Annotated in this window: 11 protein-coding genes; 5 read left to right on the top strand and 6 right to left on the bottom strand. The window is 31.0% G+C overall.

Going from position 1 to position 18551, the window contains the following annotated elements; all coding sequences use genetic code 11:
* Positions 1 to 135 precede the first annotated feature (135 nt).
* Together GGR97_RS00310 and GGR97_RS00305 are read left to right on the top strand one after the other, a co-directional pair.
* Entirely contained in the window at positions 136 to 828 is a 693-nt protein-coding gene (locus GGR97_RS00310; protein ID WP_167896422.1) for a response regulator transcription factor, read from the top strand.
* Complete coding sequence (locus GGR97_RS00305) at positions 818 to 1852, top strand: sensor histidine kinase (protein ID WP_167896421.1); 1035 nt, start codon at positions 818 to 820, stop codon at positions 1850 to 1852. Before GGR97_RS00310 ends, GGR97_RS00305 begins: the two co-directional genes overlap by 11 nt.
* Here GGR97_RS00305 and GGR97_RS00300 read toward each other — a convergent pair.
* Positions 1833 to 2897 carry a glycosyltransferase gene (locus tag GGR97_RS00300; RefSeq protein WP_167896420.1) on the bottom strand — a complete coding sequence of 355 codons (1065 nt, stop codon included), beginning with the start codon at positions 2895 to 2897 and terminating at the stop codon, positions 1833 to 1835. The genes GGR97_RS00305 and GGR97_RS00300 overlap by 20 nt on opposite strands.
* 103 nt (positions 2898 to 3000) lie before the next feature.
* A complete protein-coding gene (gene metE / locus GGR97_RS00295) occupies positions 3001 to 5307 on the bottom strand; it encodes a 5-methyltetrahydropteroyltriglutamate--homocysteine S-methyltransferase (protein ID WP_167896419.1) in 2307 nt (768 codons plus the stop codon).
* Between the two features lie 157 nt (positions 5308 to 5464).
* On the opposite strand from metE, the gene GGR97_RS00290 reads away from it, so the two are divergent.
* The gene (locus GGR97_RS00290; protein WP_167896418.1) at positions 5465 to 5929 is read left to right on the top strand and encodes an Lrp/AsnC family transcriptional regulator; all 465 of its coding nucleotides are present in this window, start codon (positions 5465 to 5467) and stop codon (positions 5927 to 5929) included.
* A 67-nt stretch (positions 5930 to 5996) separates the two neighbouring features.
* Positions 5997 to 6449, top strand: coding sequence for a CBS domain-containing protein (locus tag GGR97_RS00285; RefSeq protein WP_167896417.1), 453 nt, complete (start codon positions 5997 to 5999; stop codon positions 6447 to 6449).
* 66 nt (positions 6450 to 6515) lie between these two features.
* Here the strand turns inward: GGR97_RS00285 and tamL are convergent, their stop codons facing one another.
* The 4 genes from tamL to metG all read right to left on the bottom strand — a co-directional run bounded on the left by tamL (position 6516) and on the right by metG (position 17594).
* Positions 6516 to 8774 (bottom strand): translocation and assembly module lipoprotein TamL, encoded by a 2259-nt coding sequence (tamL, locus tag GGR97_RS00280; RefSeq protein ID WP_167896416.1) that lies wholly within the window; start codon positions 8772 to 8774, stop codon positions 6516 to 6518.
* The gene (locus GGR97_RS00275) at positions 8774 to 13759 is read right to left on the bottom strand and encodes a translocation/assembly module TamB domain-containing protein (protein WP_167896415.1); all 4986 of its coding nucleotides are present in this window, start codon (positions 13757 to 13759) and stop codon (positions 8774 to 8776) included. Before GGR97_RS00275 ends, tamL begins: the two co-directional genes overlap by 1 nt.
* Before the next feature lie 269 nt (positions 13760 to 14028).
* A complete protein-coding gene (locus GGR97_RS00270) occupies positions 14029 to 15327 on the bottom strand; it encodes an esterase-like activity of phytase family protein (RefSeq protein WP_167896414.1) in 1299 nt (432 codons plus the stop codon).
* Between the two features lie 191 nt (positions 15328 to 15518).
* Positions 15519 to 17594: a methionine--tRNA ligase gene (metG, locus tag GGR97_RS00265; RefSeq protein ID WP_167896413.1), complete on the bottom strand. Its 2076-nt coding sequence runs from the start codon at positions 17592 to 17594 to the stop codon at positions 15519 to 15521.
* A gap of 114 nt (positions 17595 to 17708) precedes the next feature.
* Between metG and dinD the strand changes: the two genes are divergently transcribed.
* On the top strand, positions 17709 to 18548 hold the full coding sequence (gene dinD, locus GGR97_RS00260; RefSeq protein WP_167896412.1) for a DNA damage-inducible protein D: 840 nt from the start codon (positions 17709 to 17711) through the stop codon (positions 18546 to 18548).
* Positions 18549 to 18551: the final 3 nt, after the last annotated feature.

Genomic DNA, 18551 nt, shown 5'->3' with positions numbered 1-18551 from the left:
ACCATTACCTTTGCGTTAACATAGCGTTAAGAAGTCCTGTATATTACGTTAACTTGCCTCTAGCGTTAAATGATTGTTAAAAACTCTTTTGTATATTAGAAAACCTTAATTTTGGTAAGATTAATTGAAAAAAAAATGGAGAAAAATCAGATTAAAATACTGTTGGTAGACGATGAGCCAGATATTTTAGAAATTGTAGGTTACAACCTTAAAAAAGAAGGATACGATATTTATACTGCCGACAATGGTTTAGAAGCTGTAAGTCAAGCTAAAAAGATACAACCTCATTTAATTTTATTAGACGTAATGATGCCCGAAATGGACGGTGTAGAAGCGTGTGAAAAGATTAGAGAAGTGCCAGAATTAAGAGATGTAATCATCTCATTTTTTACGGCAAGAGGGGAAGATTATAGTCAGGTTGCTGGGTTTGATGCTGGTGCTGATGACTATATTACCAAACCTATTAAGCCAAAAGTACTTACTAGCAAGATTAAATCTTTATTAAGAAGATTAAAAGAAGAAGGAGAAAGTAACAATACTACAGACTTAGGTGGAATTGTAATTGATCGTGATGAATACTTAGTAATTAAAGACGATAAAAAAATAATTTTACCTCGTAAAGAATTTGAATTATTCTCTTTATTAACCTCTAAACCAGGAAAAGTATTTAACAGAGAAAATATTATGAAAAAAGTTTGGGGTAGTGATGTTGTTGTTGGAGATAGAACTATAGACGTACACATACGTAAACTACGAGAAAAAATTGGAGACGACCACTTTAAGACCGTTAAAGGTGTGGGATATAAGTTTATATTAAATGAAGATTAAGAACTTTTTCTTTTTTTCAATTGCCATAGTACTAGCGCTTGTTGTTTGTATAGATGCCACACTTTTAATAAGTATGTATTTTACAGACATAGTGCTACCTACTAAGGTTTTTGTCATACTGTCCGTAGTTCTTTTTGTAGTACTTATTATTATTATTAACAACGGTGTAGAAACCTATATTAATTTTAGAATTGATAAAATATACAAACAAGTAACCTCGCTTAAAAAAAGGAGAATTGCCAATATTAATGCTGATGAGTTTGACTTTTTAGCCAGAGATATTTTAAAATATTCCTACAAAAAGAAACAAGAAATTAAAAAACTTAATTTTAGAGAAAACTACAGACGAGATTTTTTAGGTAATGTTGCTCACGAACTTAAAACTCCATTATTTACCGTTCAGGGCTATTTACTAACCTTAATAGAAGGAGCTGCAGAAGATGTAGAAATTAGAGACAAATATTTAAAAAGAGCCAATTTGGCCATTACTAGGTTAAGTGAAATTGTTGGAGATTTAGATTTGATAACCAAACTAGAAACCAACGATCTTAAACTAAAAATAGACACCTTTAACATTATCAAAGTCATTCAAAAAGTATTTGATTTGTTAGAAATGCAGGCTAAAAAAAGAAACATAAAACTTAGACTAGACAAGTTTTACGACATTCCAGAATTTGTATTGGCCGATGAAGCCAAAATAGAACAAGTGCTAATTAACTTAGTTATGAACTCTATTAAATATGGAAAAGTAGGTGGAGTTACCATTATTTCTTTAGAATATGTTGATGATGAAAAAATTGCCATTCACGTTTCCGACAATGGAGAAGGTGTAAAACAAGAAGATAAAGAACGTTTGTTTGAACGTTTTTATAGAGTAGAAAAAAGTAGATCTAGAGACCAAGGAGGTTCTGGTTTGGGACTTTCTATTGTAAAACACATTATAGAAGCTCACGAACAAACTATTGATGTTGAAAGTACTTTAGGAGAAGGTTCTACCTTTTATTTTACGCTTGAGAGAGGTTAAAAACTCTTTTAATACAAGAATTTATTAAATGTTGATTTGGTTGTAAAACAACAGGGTCAACATTTTTTGTTTTTACTAATTCCTCCACAGAAAATTCTTTTTGATGGCAAAAACTAGCCTTCTTTTTTTCTTCTAAATAAGTTGCCAAATATTCTTGTTCTGTTTGTCCTGGAGTAGGAATATACAATACCTTTTTTTTCATTACAACCATATCCATTACAGAACTGTAACCCGATCTTGTAATTACAACATCAGAACTGTTGATAGCTATTTCTAACTCATTAGACAACAAATAATCAACAACTTTAACCTGTTTAGAATACTTGTATTTGCTAGGTTCAAAAGTTCCTCTAACCAACAAAACCCTTCCTTTTATTTTTGTTATTTCTGAAGCTACTTTTAATTCTAACTCATTTCTTTGAGAAGCTATTCCCGATAGCAATATCATCACATCATAAACTATAGGAATATTTTGTTGCTTGAACCTGGATAAGATTCCAATATAACGAGTTTTTAATTTGGTAGATTTTGACAAATCTCCAGAAAGCAAACTTCCTTGTTCATCGGGAATCCAGCATTCTTTATGTTTTTTTATAAAATAATGATGAAATTTAATCACCCAAAAAGAAAACCATCCTGCTCTAATGTTTAATTGATGAGTTAGGTAAACAGAGTCAACATTTTTAGCATAAACTCCTAGCCTATTGTCCGAAACAATACCAAGTATGGAAGTTTTATGACTCGCTACATATTTTTTAAGAACTTGATGCTCTTTGTAAATTCCGTTAAGAATAGAGGGACTATTTAAAAACATAGACCACAAAAAATACTTACCGTACTTAATGTTATAAGAAGGTAATTTTAAAACCTCAACCTTAGGAAATTCTTTTTGTAAAAACTGTAAAGCATCACCATCTGAAGCAATTACAGGAACGAGTCCTAATTGTTCTACTTCTTTTATAATAGGAATACAACGTGTTGCATGCCCCCAACCCCAATTTAATGGAGCAATAATAATTTTATTAGGAACTGCTTGCTTTTGCATGCCTAAAAGTAGGAAAAGAGATGGGCATAAAAAAACAATACATTATAAGGTGTTTAAATATCCCGAGGCTTTGAGACACTTAAACACCTATAAAGAAAAGAACTTAAGCCAATACTTTATTTCTAATTTGTTGTGTAGCATTAACCATAACCTCTAAAGCTTTTTTAGTTTCTGGCCATTTTCTAGTTTTTAATCCACAATCTGGATTGATCCAAATATTTTCTTGTGGAATGTACTTTTCTGCCTTTTCAATTAAATCTACCACCTCTGCTACAGAAGGAACTCTAGGAGAATGAATGTCATACACTCCAGGACCAATTTCATTTGGATATTTAAACGCTGCAAAAGCATCTAACAATTCCATTTGAGAACGAGAACATTCAATGGTAATTACATCGGCATCCATGTTGGCAATAGATTCAATAATATCGTTAAATTCAGAATAACACATGTGTGTATGAATTTGAGTTTCATCTTTTACCCCACTTGCCGATAATTTAAACGCATTTACAGCCCAGTTTAAATAGGTATTCCATTGTGCTCTTTTTAAAGGCAATCCTTCTCTTATAGCAGGTTCATCAATCTGAATAATTTTAATTCCAGCTCTTTCTAAATCTACCACCTCATCTCTAATGGCTAAAGCAATTTGGTTACAGGTAGTTTGTCTTGGCTGATCGTCTCTTACAAAAGACCATTGCAAAATAGTTACCGGTCCGGTAAGCATTCCTTTAACATATTTGTTTGTTAATTGTTGGGCAAAAACCGTCCATTCCAACGTCATAGGTTGTAAACGTTCTACATCTCCAAAAATAATGGGTGGTTTAACACATCTAGTTCCATAACTCTGTACCCATCCAAATTGTGTAAACGCAAATCCTTCTAATTGTTCACCAAAATATTCTACCATGTCGTTTCTTTCAAACTCTCCATGTACCAAAACATCTAAACCTACTTGCTCCTGAAAATCAATAGATTCTCTGGTTTCTTTTTCTAAAAGTTGATTGTATTCTTGAATAGATAAACTTCCTTTTTTGTATTGAGCTCTCCAACTTCTAACCTCTGGAGTTTGTGGAAAAGATCCAATAGTTGTGGTTGGATAAAGCGGTAAGTTTAAGGCTTTTTTCTGAAGTTCTTTTCTAGTTTTAAAAGCACTAACTCTATTAAAATCAGTTTCTTTAATAAAGCTTTCTCTGTTTTTTACTTTAAATTTATGAATTCTCTCAGACTCTCTTCTTTCTTGAATAGCTTGTTTGTTTTCATCAAATTGTAACAAATCTTTATGCGTTGGATGTGTAGTTAATTTACTTAACAACACCACTTCATCTAACTTTTGAGCCGCAAAGCTTAACCAAGATTTTAATTCTGCATCTAATTTCTGTTCGTTCTCTAAATCTACAGGTACGTGTAACAAAGAGCTAGAGGTTGCAATCCATACTCTATCTGCTCCCAATACCTCTTTGGCTTTGTTAATTTTTGCAATGGATTTAGTAAAATCGTTCTTCCAAATATTTCGACCATCTACCAAACCCAAAGACAATATTTTAGATTGATTTTTAAATTCCGATTGTAAAATTTGTCCCAATTGCGTTTCATCACCTCTGGTTACATCAATATGCAATACCGCTCCAGGTAACGTATTAATCAATTCTAAGTTTTCTAAAACATCATCAAAATAAGTTGCTGTAATAAAATTAATTAAAGGAAACTCTTTTCTTAAAAAAGTATGGGTTTTATGAATGGCTAATTTTTCATTTTCTGATAAATTTAAAGCCAAGAAAGGTTCATCAATCTGAATATAAGTAGCTCCTAAATTCTGAAGCTTTCCTATTATTTGTTTGTAGACTGCTAATAAATTATCTAACAAATCTAACTTATCAAATCCTTTTTCTTTTTCTTTACCTAATAATAAAAAAGAGGCTGGACTTATTAATACGGGTTTTGCATCAATTCCTAAAGCAATAGCTTCTTTGTATTCGTTGATTACTTTTTTAGAAAACAATTTAAATTTTTGATTTTGCACAAACTCTGGCACAATGTAATGATAGTTGGTATCAAACCACTTGGTCATTTCCATTGCCGTTATATCGTGATTTTCTGTTTGTAATCCTCTTGCCATGGCAAAATATACTTCCAATTCAGAAAAATTGCTATCAATCAATTCTTGATATCTTTGAGGTACTGCTCCTACGGTTACACAAAGATCTAATACCTGATCGTAATACGAAAAATCGTTCACGGGAATTAAATCAACTCCTGCTTGTTGTTGCTTTTCCCAATTTTGTTTTCTAATATTTTTAGCAATTATATCTAAAGCTTCTTCTGCATGATTTTTAGCCCAATAACTTTCTATTGCTTTTTTTAATTCTCTTTTTGCTCCAATTCTTGGATAACCTAATGTATGATTTTTCACTTTTCCTATAGATTTAAATTCTTTTACAAAGCTATAACACATATACAAAACACTAAAAAAACACCCTAAATACAGATAATAAACCTAAATTTGACTACTACAAAGAATAATAATCTTTATTCCTGTAAAAAAAGATTGCTAAAAAGAAATATATACTATGTATCAACCAGACTCTGTAGACTTACAACTGCTAAAACAGCTTCAAAAAAACGCTAGAATCACTATAAAAGAGTTAGCCAACATTACAAACTTGTCTAACACACCTGTACATGAGCGAATTAAAAAACTAGAAAAGAACGGATACATTACCAAACATGTGGCTCTGTTAGATAGAAGTTTATTAGGCAAAAAACTAATTGTATTCTGTAACATTAAACTAAGAGAACATACCAAAGAAATAGGCGAAAACTTTGTAAAAGACATTACCTCTTTGCCACAAGTAACCGAATGTTATAACATTTCTGGAGATTTTGATTTTTTGCTAAAAGTAATGGTTAGAGATATGGACGATTATCAAGATTTTGTGCTAAATCACTTAGGAAGTGTACCCAATGTTGGAAGTGCTCACAGTACTTTTGTAATGGCCGAAATTAAAAACACAACAGAAATTCCTATTCAATAGCAAATTAGCTATTGACTCTTACTTTTTTTATTTGTATCTTAATTGGGAACGACAAAACTATTAAAATATGGCTATAAAAAATTTTAAATCCCCAGATGCTAAAGCACAGACTTTAGCTGGAAAAATATTAGTTTCTGATTATATGGTACCTAGAGATCGATTGATTACGTTTTTACCAAAAGTTAGTATTGGTGAAGCTATGCAGACCTTGGTAACCAACAACATTGCAGGAGCCTGTGTTATTGATGAGGATGACCATTTAATAGGAATGATTTCTGAAGGTGATTGCATGAAAAAAATAGCAAATAGTAGATACTATAATATTCCATTACACGATCAGTATGTAGACGAATATATGGAAGTGATTGTGGAAACTATTAACGGTGATACCAACATTTTTGATGCAGCACATATGTTTTGTACTTCTAGAAGAAACCGTTTTCCTGTTGTTGATGGTGATAAAATTATTGGTCAAATAAGTAGAAAAGATATTTTAAAAGCAGCTTTAGAAATTAAATAAGATTAACTAACCAAGCTACTAAACTCAAAAGGCACCTTATTATTACAATATGGTGCCTTTTGTATGTTAAAACGGATACCCTATAGCAAAATTTAAAATGGTATTGCTCAACTTAATGGTGCTTAAAGAAGTAGAAGTTGGTTGCTTAACAGGTGTTGCAAAATCAAACCTTATAACAAAACTCTGAATATCTACTCTTAGTCCTGCTCCTGCACTAACCGCCATTTCATTTAAAAAGTTAGACGTAAATTGTCCTCCACCCAAAGCAGTATTTTCATTATACAACCATACATTTCCAGCATCGGCAAAAAAGGCTCCTTTTAGCAAAGAATAAATAGGAAAACGATACTCTAAATTGGCTTCTAAACGAATGTCTCCAGAGCTATCAAAATACGTACTGCTAGACGTACCACTACTATATGTTCCTGGACCAATAGATCTAGAAGCAAAACCTCTAACACTGTAAGGTCCTCCAGAAAAAAACTGTTTGGTAAAAGGCAAAACATCTGAATTTCCATAAGGAATTCCCAAACCTCCATACAATCTACTAACTAGAGTTTGCTCTTTTCCTAAATCCATATAGTATCTAAAATCTACATCAACTTTGGCATATTGTGCATATTCCAAACCTAAAAAAGTATTTTTATTTCCTCCAGAATTTAAGCTAACTAAGTTTAGTGCGTTTCCAGCAACATCTAAACTAGTAGAAAAAAATACTTGATTTTTTTTAGCGCTTCTTCCCAACTCATTATATGTTAAATTATAAGTCAGCCCTGCTATAAATTGCTGATCGAAACTATTTTGTAAAAACGGATTGTTGGTTAAAATGGTTTCAAAATCAGAAGTGGTGTTAAACAACTTTACATAGTTAATATTCACCGGATTTATTTGATGACTTAAATATTTGTTGGCATCCCATTGGTATCCAAAACTACCCGTAAAAGAAGCTAATCCGTACAAATTAGATCGACTTAAATATTCCGAATCAAAAGAAATTTTAGTTTTAGGAACTCCGTATTTAAAACGTCCTGTTAAATCCCACGGAAATATTAATCTTGGAAAGGTTAAACTAGCTCCCAACCCCAATTTTATACCGTTTAGGTTATCTGTATTGTTTCCTATTTGAGTTTCATATGCAAAGGTTCCTGTAATATTTAACAGTTCTCCTCCATTGTATAAATTTCTATTTCTGTAATTTAAAGACAATTCGGGACCTGCAAAATTGTTAGATTTAGTTACAGCCTGTAGCTCCAAACCTAAAGACCTTTTGTTTAAAGGTGATAAATAAATAGCTGCATTTAAACTTCCAATACTATCGTTTTCTTTCTTTTTATTTTCATCAAACTGAATATTTACATATTTATAAGTTCCTATTGATGACAATCTTTTACTAGTAATTTTAGATTCTTCTGGATGGTATAAATCTCCCTCACCAAACAATAAATAATTACGAAGTCTTTTGGGTTTAAAAAATAACGTGTCTTGCAAAAAGGAAACTCCTTTGTATGTAACACTGTCTAAAGCACTGTTTTTTTGAGCTAAATTGTAATTAGAATACACCGTAACCTTATCTATTTTATAGGGTTTTAATGCTTTTTTAGGAGTTTCTTTTTTTATTCTTAGATACAAATCAAAACGTTTGTTATTGTATTGATTAGTGTCTGCTTCAAAAATGATAAAATCTTGATTAAAATTGTAATAGCCTTTCCCTTTTAGTTTTTCATCAATTTTAATTCTTTCTTCTTTAAAAGATTCTAAATTATATCTGGTTCCTTTTTTTAGCAAAGTGGTTTTTAACTCCTCTTTAATTTCTTTGTAAATAGCCAAAGTATCATTCTCTAACTGATAGCTTTCTAACACATAAGGTTTGGTTAACTCTACTGTATAAACAATGCTTTTTGTATACTTATTTTCTTTTGCGGTAGCAGTTACTTTGCTGTTAAAAAAACCTCTATTATCTAATCGGTTTTTAATTAAATTCACCACTTTGTTTTGAGAAACATTGGAGTAATAAATAGGTTTTTCTCCTATTTTTTTGGTGATGTACTTTGTGATAAAATTTTTACTTCCCTCTTTAGATTTGTAGTAATAATACAAACCAACTCTAGATCCTAAAATTTTACTATTGGGTTCTGGCCTTAACAATTCTTGCAGCTCTTCTTCTAAACTTGATAGTTGTTTTATCTTGTTTTTATTGATTACTTTAATGGTAGCACCACTGTATAGTTTTTCGTCTTTTGGCAAAAAACGTTTTACACTACAAGAACTTATTACCATAAGTAATACTAGTAACCCACAAACTCTAAACTTTTTTACACTCTCCATTACTTTGTAGATTTTTTAGCGTTTTCTTTAAGCCACAATTCACGGAATTTGTTAAACTCTCTGTTAAATAAAAAGGCTATTCCTGTAACCACTACTTGCCCATCAATAACACTTTGATACTCGTTTTTACGGAATCCTTTTAATCTAAACCTTCTGTCTTCCGTTAACGCATATTCAATATTTACATTCCCAATAATCGGAGTTTTTTCACTTTGTCCTTTTGATGTATTTTCTATTTCAAAACCACTACCTACTTGCACAGTTAACCTATCATTAAACAAACGTTTTTGTGCACTTACGTTTAATTGTGTGTTGTTTTCTTCTCCCTCACTAGTATAATCTGTATAACTATCCAGTTCAAAACCTAACTCTACTCCTGTTTTACCCACCAATTTGTTTGAGTAATTATTTAGTTGATTAGACAAGGCTTTGTTTACATTGTCTCTAGCTATAGAAAGCGATCCTCCACTACTACCATCACTAATATTAGATGGAAAAAATTGATTTAAAACCAATAAAGAAAACACCTGCTTGTTTAAATCTTCTTCTCTGTTATTTAATTCTTGTACCTGTGTGTAGACTTGTCCGCTTAGTTCACCTCTAGATTCTTCTGGAATGTCTAAATTAAAACTGATTTCGGGTTTTAACAACTCTCCATTTAAATTTAAATACACCCAAAAAGGCATTTTTTTTCTAAACGTATTTAAAGTTTCTGCATCCATTCCTGATGTTAAAGAAGACATCAATCCACTTGCCGATGCTTTTACTTTGTAAATAGCTTTAATATCCATTTTGGCTTCTAAAGGATCTCCTTGCCATAGAATGCTACTTCCTTTGGCAATGTCAAATTTACGAGTTACTAAGTTGTACAAACTGGCTTCGTAATGTCCGCTACTTACCTCATATTTTCCAGACAAGGTTGTACGTCCGTTTGGTGTTAAAGCAAAATTTAAATCGGCAACTCCAGATACTTTTAAATTGTCTCCTGTTTTTTTATCGATGATTACATTTAAAACAGCTGATTTGTCTACTTTTAAAATGGTTTTAATATCTAAACCTGTTACAATTCCAGTGGCTACTTCAGAATTTTCGCTAGTTGTTAAAATATTATTGGTAGTGCTTTTATTTACAAAAACAACCACACCTTCTCTTTCTACAGCTTCTATTTCCGATTCTGGAATTACATAAGTAAAATCAGAATTCTTGTCTACTTTAAGCGTTCCCGTAATTTTAGGCACATTTAAATCTCCTCCAATTTTTACATCGGCATCTATAAATAATTGCCCATAATACAAATCGTTATCTTCTTCTGTAGAATTTAAAACCTGTAAGTTTTCTGTTTTTAAAGCCAGTTTAAATTTTGGATTTGCAAAATCATTAGTTTCCACTTTACCATCCAACACAAAAGCATTTTGGTCTTTGTCTAAAATGGTAAATTTGTTTAACAAAACGCTTGAGTTATCTATTTTAATAGATTCCTCTGGCAAAGTAAAACTAGTATTAAAACTATTCACTTTTAATTGGGCATTGTTAAAGTTTAAATTTCCATTATAAATAGGGTCATTTACCTTACCCTTCATCTTAAAATTAGCAGAAATACTCCCCGATGCTTCTGAAATATATTCTTTTCCAAAACCTTCTATTTTTTGTAAACTCAGCTTTTTTAAATTTACCTTAAGATCTAATGGCGATTGATTTTCTGTAGCATTGTAACTACCATCAATTAACAAATTAATATTGTTTTGCTCTTGTAAAGAAAGGTTTACCTTGTAGTTTTGATTGTTAGAAGTTTCTGCATTTAACTGTAGTGTTCCTAACAAATTTTCTAAAACATGTAGCTTTTCAATTTTTAAGTTAGAAGCTAAACTTTGTTCTTTATTAAAATGATTGACCTCTATATTTCCACCAACAATTCCACTGGCTATATGTTCTTCTGTATTTAAAAAAGCAACTAAATTTAACAACTCAAAATTCTTAAAATCAATAGCTAAATTGTTGTTATTCTCTTCTTTTACTTGAGCCTTAAAACTTAAAAATTGACTGTTTCTAGACAATTCAAAATCTGTAGAAGTTATATTTCCATTTATCAAAATGGCATTACTCACTGGAATTTGCCAAGGCTTTCTGTTTAAAATTAAATTCTGGGGGTTGATGTGGAATTTGACTAAAGAATCATTCGCTACTATTTCAGAATTTATGTTGATGATTTTTTCAGTTTCATCAGAAGTAGAAAAATCTAGCAATACCGTTCCATCAACCACCTTTCCTTGTAAATTGATGTTTTGAATGTTAATAGGATCGTATTTTACATTATCGACTTTAAAATCTAAATCAAAATTTTCTGATAAACTATTTAAAGAGAACTGTGCATTTGTAACACTACTTCCTTGATATTCTATGTATGGTATTTTAAATGATGAGCTTAATTTTTCATCAGCCTCATTAAATAAAACATTCAATTTTATAGGTTCAAATTCACTTAATCCTTTTAAAAACACCTGATCTAAAAGCGGATCTTGACTGATGGTTAACTCTGCTTTTAAATGAGTTTTACCCACAACGGTATCTAACTTTTTCTTAGAAAAATAACGAGTTAAATGTTTGTTAACAGCACTTGTTACTTGCTCCGGATTGGCATTAGCACTTAGTTTTAAGTTTAGCATATTACTTGCAACGCTCACGTTTGTGGAATCTTTAGCAATATTGGTGTTCATTAAAAAATTACCTATCGGAAAAGATTCTTCGTTATACACCAACAAACCATTTTCTGTTTCTGCTTTTACTTTAAAACCATCTGCATTGGTTTTATAATCAACATTTAAATAAATTCTAGCTCTTAAATTTTCTTCCGTTAACTTTAGAGCTTGAAGGTTAACTCCATTAATTTTTATGGCCGATGAAATACTAGACGTTAACGAATCTAATTTTATATTTGTTTTGGTATTAAAATCTAGAGATTCATCTTTAAAAACAGTACTTATTTGTCCTTTCCCATCTTTAATAGATCCTGTAATTTCTAAAGGATTGTAATTGTAACCATCAAAAATTAAATTTTTAAATTGGGTACTTAACGTTGCATTTAAAGTTGCTATTTCTTTCCAATCTGCCTGTACATCAGTTTCAAAATCTAACAACCCTATTTTGTCATTTTTAAGTATGCTACCCAAGTCTAATTCGGTAACTTTTAACTTTCCTTTTACAATTGTTTTTTGTTTGTTTTTAAATGTTCCACTTAAGGCAATTTCTCCTTTGGATACTTTTAAAAAAGTAGCTGTTTTTATTTCTGATAAACTTCCACTAGTAGTTGATTGTAAAGAGATTGTATTCGGAATATTAATTCCTAATGTTTGTTCATCAACAAAATTTAAGATCGATTTTTTATCCGTTTTAAAACGGATATTTAGCAAGTTAAAATTCAAGTTATTTTCCGTTAATACATCTTTAATTTTTCCAGATACATATACCGATGTTTTTTCTCCCCAATTTAAATTTAAAGCCGTTAAATCTACGTTGTTTAACGCTCCTTTAACTTTTACATTTCCGGTTACAGCATGTTTAGATAATTGCTGAACATATGTATTTTCTTGTAACGCTGCATTAAAATAAAAAGCATCTTTTACATTTAAATTTAAATCATTAACTGCAACATTAAACTTGGTGTTTTTAGGTTGATTGATCAAATCATTTATAGTAGTATAATCAATAGTTCCTTGGGTTTTTATAGCACTATAATTGGTAACTATTTTTAAATTGGATAATTCTATTTGCTGATTGTTTACATTTCCTTTTAAAGCCAATTCTTTTAATTGAAAACCGCTTTTTTCTAAAAAAGAAATCTCTTTAAGATCTAAAGCTAATTGATCTTTTAGCAAACGAACATCCTTTAACAAAATATTAGTTTTGCTGATTTTAAAATTTTGAGGATTGAATACATTTTTAGCCGTAGTTCCTTCTCCTGTTTTTAAAGCGATGGTATTGTTTGTAAAAGCCAATTCATCCAAATTTACTTTCCAGTTAGGCCATTCAAATTTTGTGTTTTTGGCGGTTTGAGTAGTCTCTTGCACAATGATTTTTTCATCACTTACAAAAACAAAATTGGCAAGAGTATTTTGTAAACCTACCTGATGAATTTTAATGTTTTGCTCTTTTAAATTGACCAACGTATTTTTTAGCTCAAACAGACCAAGACTAACATCGGCTAAACTATTAGTTGTTTGATCCTGATAATTAACCTTGATATTTTCTAAAGCTAAATCATCAATTTTTATAATTGGCAAAGGAGATGCTTCTTGACTTTCTTTAGTTTCTGGAAACGATTTAAGTTGTACATAGTTGACATCAACATTTGTGAATGCTAATTTTTTAATTGGAAAATAAAAGGTATTTATGTTAAGTTGATTTCCAAATTCTAAACTTAAATCTCCTAGTTTTAAATGTGTATTTACTCCTAAAACCTCATCGTTAAACAACAAATCAAAATCAGAAAAATTAAGTGTTCCTACTTTAATATTTAAAGGTGATGCATTACTTGCTTCTACAGGTTCTTTCTCTGTATTTGGAGTTGCAAAAGCATTAATTATATAATCAAAATTATATTGGTTTGTAGTTTTAGACTTATATACTTTAGCTTTTAGTCCTTTCCAATCTACAGTTTTTATATGAATGGTGTTTTTAGTAAAAATTGGCATTAAAGCCACAGAAACCTCTAATTCTTTACTATAGACTAAAGTATCTTTTTGTTGATCTTCTAAATACAGTTCTTTCAGAATTAAATTTCCCGAGAAACTGAGGTATAGTTTTTCTATGCTAAACTTAGTTTCTATTTTTTCAGCAACAAATTCAGTAACTTTTTCTTTAAGTATATTTTGTCCCCAAGAACTACGAATAAACAAAACTAGCGCTATAAATAAAACCAACAGCCCTAAAAACAACCATTTTAAGAAATGAAATGCTTTTAATAAAAATTGTTGAATTGTTTTAAACATAGGTATACAAAGCTTAGTAGGTTGTTTTTCAACCTATATTTAATAACAAAGATAATGCCTACTAATGATTATATAATACTATTTTTTTAACACCAATTTTTAACAAAAAAGCATCTATTGTTGTTTTTCTCATTGTTTTATCAAAAATATTATTATATTCGCAACCATGTTACTAATTTATTAGTGACTAACTAACTAAAACTATATATAAAAAAGGTCTGTATAATTTTTATACAGACCTTTTCTCATTTTATTTATAATTGTGTTGCTTAGAAATTAACAATGTATAAAGTGTTTGCATCAATAGTTTCCTGACTTTCTGTATTAGAAATATATTTCTGAATTGTTGCACTGTTATCTCCTGTCCACACAGCAAAATCATCATCATTAATTACTCCAATGGTGTTAGAATTAATCAACCAAATACCTTCTAACTTATCGTGAGGGTAATCACCTAAAGCTTCTTTTAAATCAACAGCTAAAGTTTTAGTTACAGGCTTAATTCCTGCTGTTTCTAACTCAGTCCAAGTACATTGTTCTATGGTTTTTCCGTTTACCAATTTTCCATCTAAAGAATCTGTAGCATCAGAAATGTCCGTTGCATTGCTAATGTCAATTTTATAAATGTGCTTTTGTACATCTGGAGTATCCTTTGTAAAAAGTCCATCTCTCTCTACAATTAAAAATTCTGTATTGCTTAATGCTACAATTTCTGAATTTGAATTTTTTGCTTTTTCTTGCTTATGTAAGTATTGTTTAGTTGCTCCAGTAGCAATATCAAAAGTTACAATTCTTGTAATGGTAAAATCTGCGACCTCCGCTTTTGATGGATTATACAAAGTAGATTGCATAATTCCTACCAATGTTGTTTCATCTGGAGTTATCGCCAAACCTTCCATACCTCTATTTGCCCATCTTCTTCCAAAAACGGCTGGTAATTTCCTTGTACCATCCCCAATGTTTTTAGGACTAATTCTTTCTAACTGAACTCCATTGGCATCAAAATGAGCTATATGAGGACCATATTCATCAGAAACCCAAAAAGTTCCATCTTTTAAAGCCACCAAACCTTCACTATCCAATCCAAATTTATCTTCGGCCAACAAAGTAGTTTGATCTTCGGCATATGCTTTTTCTCCAGTAGCTCCATATCCTTCAGGGTTTGGTCTACCGCTAATATTGTTTCCAGAAGGATCTTTAAACAAAATCTCGGCAATCATTTCAACCGTTCCATTTTCTAACAATTTAAAATGCCCTATTCTAGGTGTATAATCTGGTGTTGGAAAAATTTTATTGCTACCAAATTTAATATTTGCTCCTCTATCTGTTAACGCATAAAATTCACCCGCATTGGTAGGATGTGCTGTAGCAGCAGAACCAAATCCTCCATTTCTTACCTCAACATTATCTGTTGTGGTTTTTAAAACGGCATAAGGTAATTTAATTCCTTTTGTAGATACTTCTGGTAACTTCCAATCCTTTTTAACCTCATTTACATCGTCTTTACACGAAACAAATGCAGTAGTTACCACAGTTAATAACAAAGCTTTAATTGTACTAATTTTCATTTTTTTGTTTATTTATTAAAAAAATGAAACTAGAATTTTACTGTAAAGACCCGTAGATAATTATATTAACTTCTTGTTAAAAAAGAATACGCTAACTAGCTTATACTAAACCTTTAGTTAACCTAAACAGAAAACTCCCATTTATGAAAATTCATAAATGGGAGTTTTATATTTTGTTTTCTTTAAAAAGCCTAGCTTATAAATTCTCCGTTAGCAACGTTATCTTCTGTAGGAGCTAAAAAAGACAATTTACCATCTTTGGTATCTGTCATTAAAATCATTCCTTCACTTTCTACACCACGTAACTTTCTAGGGGCTAAGTTTACCAAAACGGATACTTTTTGACCTACAATATCTTCTGGTTTGTAACTTTCTGCAATTCCAGAAACAATAGTTCTTACATCTATACCTGTATCTACCTTTAACACTAATAACTTTTTAGCTTTTGGCATTTTTTCAGCTTCTATAATAGTACCTGTTCTAATATCTAATTTGGTAAAATCTTCAAAACCAATCAATTCTTTTTGAGGTTCTACTACTTTAGCCTCTGCAGCATTTGCCACTTTGGTTGCTTCTAACTTGTCTATTTGTGCTTGAATTTCAGCATCTTCTATTTTGGCAAATAACAATTCTGCTTTTCCAATAATATGTCCTGCAGCAATCAACTCATCTTTTACCTCAACATCGTTCCAAGAGATTTGCTTCTCGACTCCGCTCGAAGAACCTAAATTTAAGATGTTCTTCAACTTTTCAGAACTAAACGGTAAAAATGGCTCTGATAAAACAGACAAGGCAGTAGCTATTTGCAAAGCTACATACATAATAGTTTTTGTACGTTCTTCGTCCGTTTTCACCAATTTCCAAGGCTCTTCATCTGCTAAATATTTGTTACCCAAACGAGCTAAGTTCATCATTTCTGACAAAGCTTCTCTAAAACGGTAACGTTCCATAGATTTAGAAATAATATTTGGGAACTCTCTTACTTGTGACAATACATCTTCATCTAACTCCGATAAATCACCAGGAGTTGGAATAGCACCGTTGTAATACTTATTAGTTAACACTACAACTCTATTGATAAAGTTTCCAAAAATGGCAACCAACTCATTGTTGTTTCTTGCCTGAAAATCTTTCCAAGTAAAATCGTTATCCTTTGTTTCTGGTGCATTTGCCGTTAAAGCATAACGCAATACATCTTGTTTTCCTGGAAAATCTTCTAAATATTCATGCAACCAAACTGCCCAGTTTTTAGAGGTAGACAATTTGTTTCCTTCTAAATTTAAAAACTCATTAGCAGGCACATTGTCTGGCATAATATAATCACCATGTGCTTTTAACATGGCAGGGAAAATAATACAGTGAAACACAATATTATCTTTTCCTATAAAGTGCACCAATTTAGTGTCTTTATCTTTCCAATAGGGTTCCCAATCTTTTCCGTTTGCAGCTGCCCATTCTTTAGTGGATGAAATGTATCCAATAGGAGCATCAAACCACACGTATAAAACTTTTCCTTCGGCTCCTTCTACAGGAACTGGAATTCCCCAATCTAAATCACGAGTTACCGCTCTAGGACGTAATCCATCATCTATCCAAGATTTTACTTGTCCGTATACATTTGGTTTCCAATCGTCTTTATGACCTTCTAAAATCCATTCTTTTAAAAAGGCTTCGTGTTTGTCTAAAGGCAAAAACCAATGCTTGGTTTCTTTTACCGTGGGTACATTTCCTGTAATGGCAGATTTAGGGTTGATTAAATCTGTAGCGTTATGAGACGTTCCACATTTTTCACATTGATCTCCATAAGAATTCTCATCCCCACATTTAGGACAAGTTCCTACCACAAATCTATCTGCTAAAAATTGATTTGCTTCTTCATCATATAATTGAGAATCTACTTTTTCTATAAACTCACCTGCCTCATATAATTTTGTAAAAAATTCAGAAGCTGTTTGGTGGTGAATAGGTGCCGATGTTCTTGAATAATTATCATAAGAAATTCCAAAATCTTCAAAAGATTTTTTAATAATTCCATGATATTTATCTACCACATCTTGTGGAGTTACTCCTTCTTTTTTAGCCTTAATGGTAATTGGCACTCCATGTTCGTCTGAACCACCAACAAAAGCAACATCTTTTCCTTTGTTACGTAGGTAACGTACATAAATGTCTGCAGGCACATAAACACCCGCTAAATGACCAATATGTATAGGTCCGTTTGTATAGGGTAAAGCCGTTGTAATGGTGTATCTCTTAGGATTGTTCATCAGGTTTTCTATTTATTTGACCGCAAAAATACAATTATGTAACTAAACTTTATAAAATAGGTAGTTGAAAGATTCTTTATTCTACTTTTTTGTATTTTGTAATAAAAAAATAATATGGAAAGTTCTTTAATACAAAGTTTAACAGAAAATTTTGAATCCATTGTAAACAAAACATCTGAAGGGGTTGAATTTTGGATGGCTAGGGATTTACAACATTTATTGGAATACAAAGAATGGAGGAATTTTAATTTAGTAATTAATAAAGCAAAAACTTCTTGCGAGGTTTCTCTACAAAAAATAGAAAACCATTTTGTTGACGTCAACAAAATGGTTCAAATTGGTTCCGGAGCAGAAAAGAGTATACCAGATATCATGCTAACCAGATATGCTTGTTATTTAATTACTCAAAATGGAGATCCAAGAAAAGAAAGTATTGCTTTTGCCCAGCGTTACTTTGCTATTCAAACTAGAAAAGCTGAATTAATTGAACAAAAAATACTAGAACATGAAAGAGTTCAAGCAAAAGAAAAACTAAAAACTACTGAAAAAGAATTATCACAAGTAATATTTGAACAAACTGGAGGTAATGAAAATTTTGCACTAATCAGAAGTAAAGGAGATTCTTCCTTATTTGGGAAAACCACACAACAAATGAAAGAGAAATGGGGAATTAATAAAAATAAACCTCTTGCAGATTTTATGCCGACTCTTTTGTTAAAAGCTAAAGATTTTGCTACAGAAATCACGATACACAACGCTAAACAAAATAATATGAAAACTGAGAATCAAATATCTAAAGAGCATATTACTAATAATTCTACCATTAGACAAACATTAATTTCACGTGGAATTAGACCTGAAAACTTATCTCCTGAAGAAGATATTAGCAAAGTAAGTCGTAGATTAAAAAGTGACGAAAAGAAGAATATAAAAAACCCTGACAAACTAAAATAATAG

This window comes from Wenyingzhuangia aestuarii, from assembly GCF_011927765.1.
In the GTDB taxonomy this organism is placed as follows: Bacteria; Bacteroidota; Bacteroidia; order Flavobacteriales; family Flavobacteriaceae; genus Wenyingzhuangia; species Wenyingzhuangia aestuarii.
Note: the sequence above shows the minus strand (reverse complement) of the source record. Positions and strands in the feature narration are given on the sequence as shown.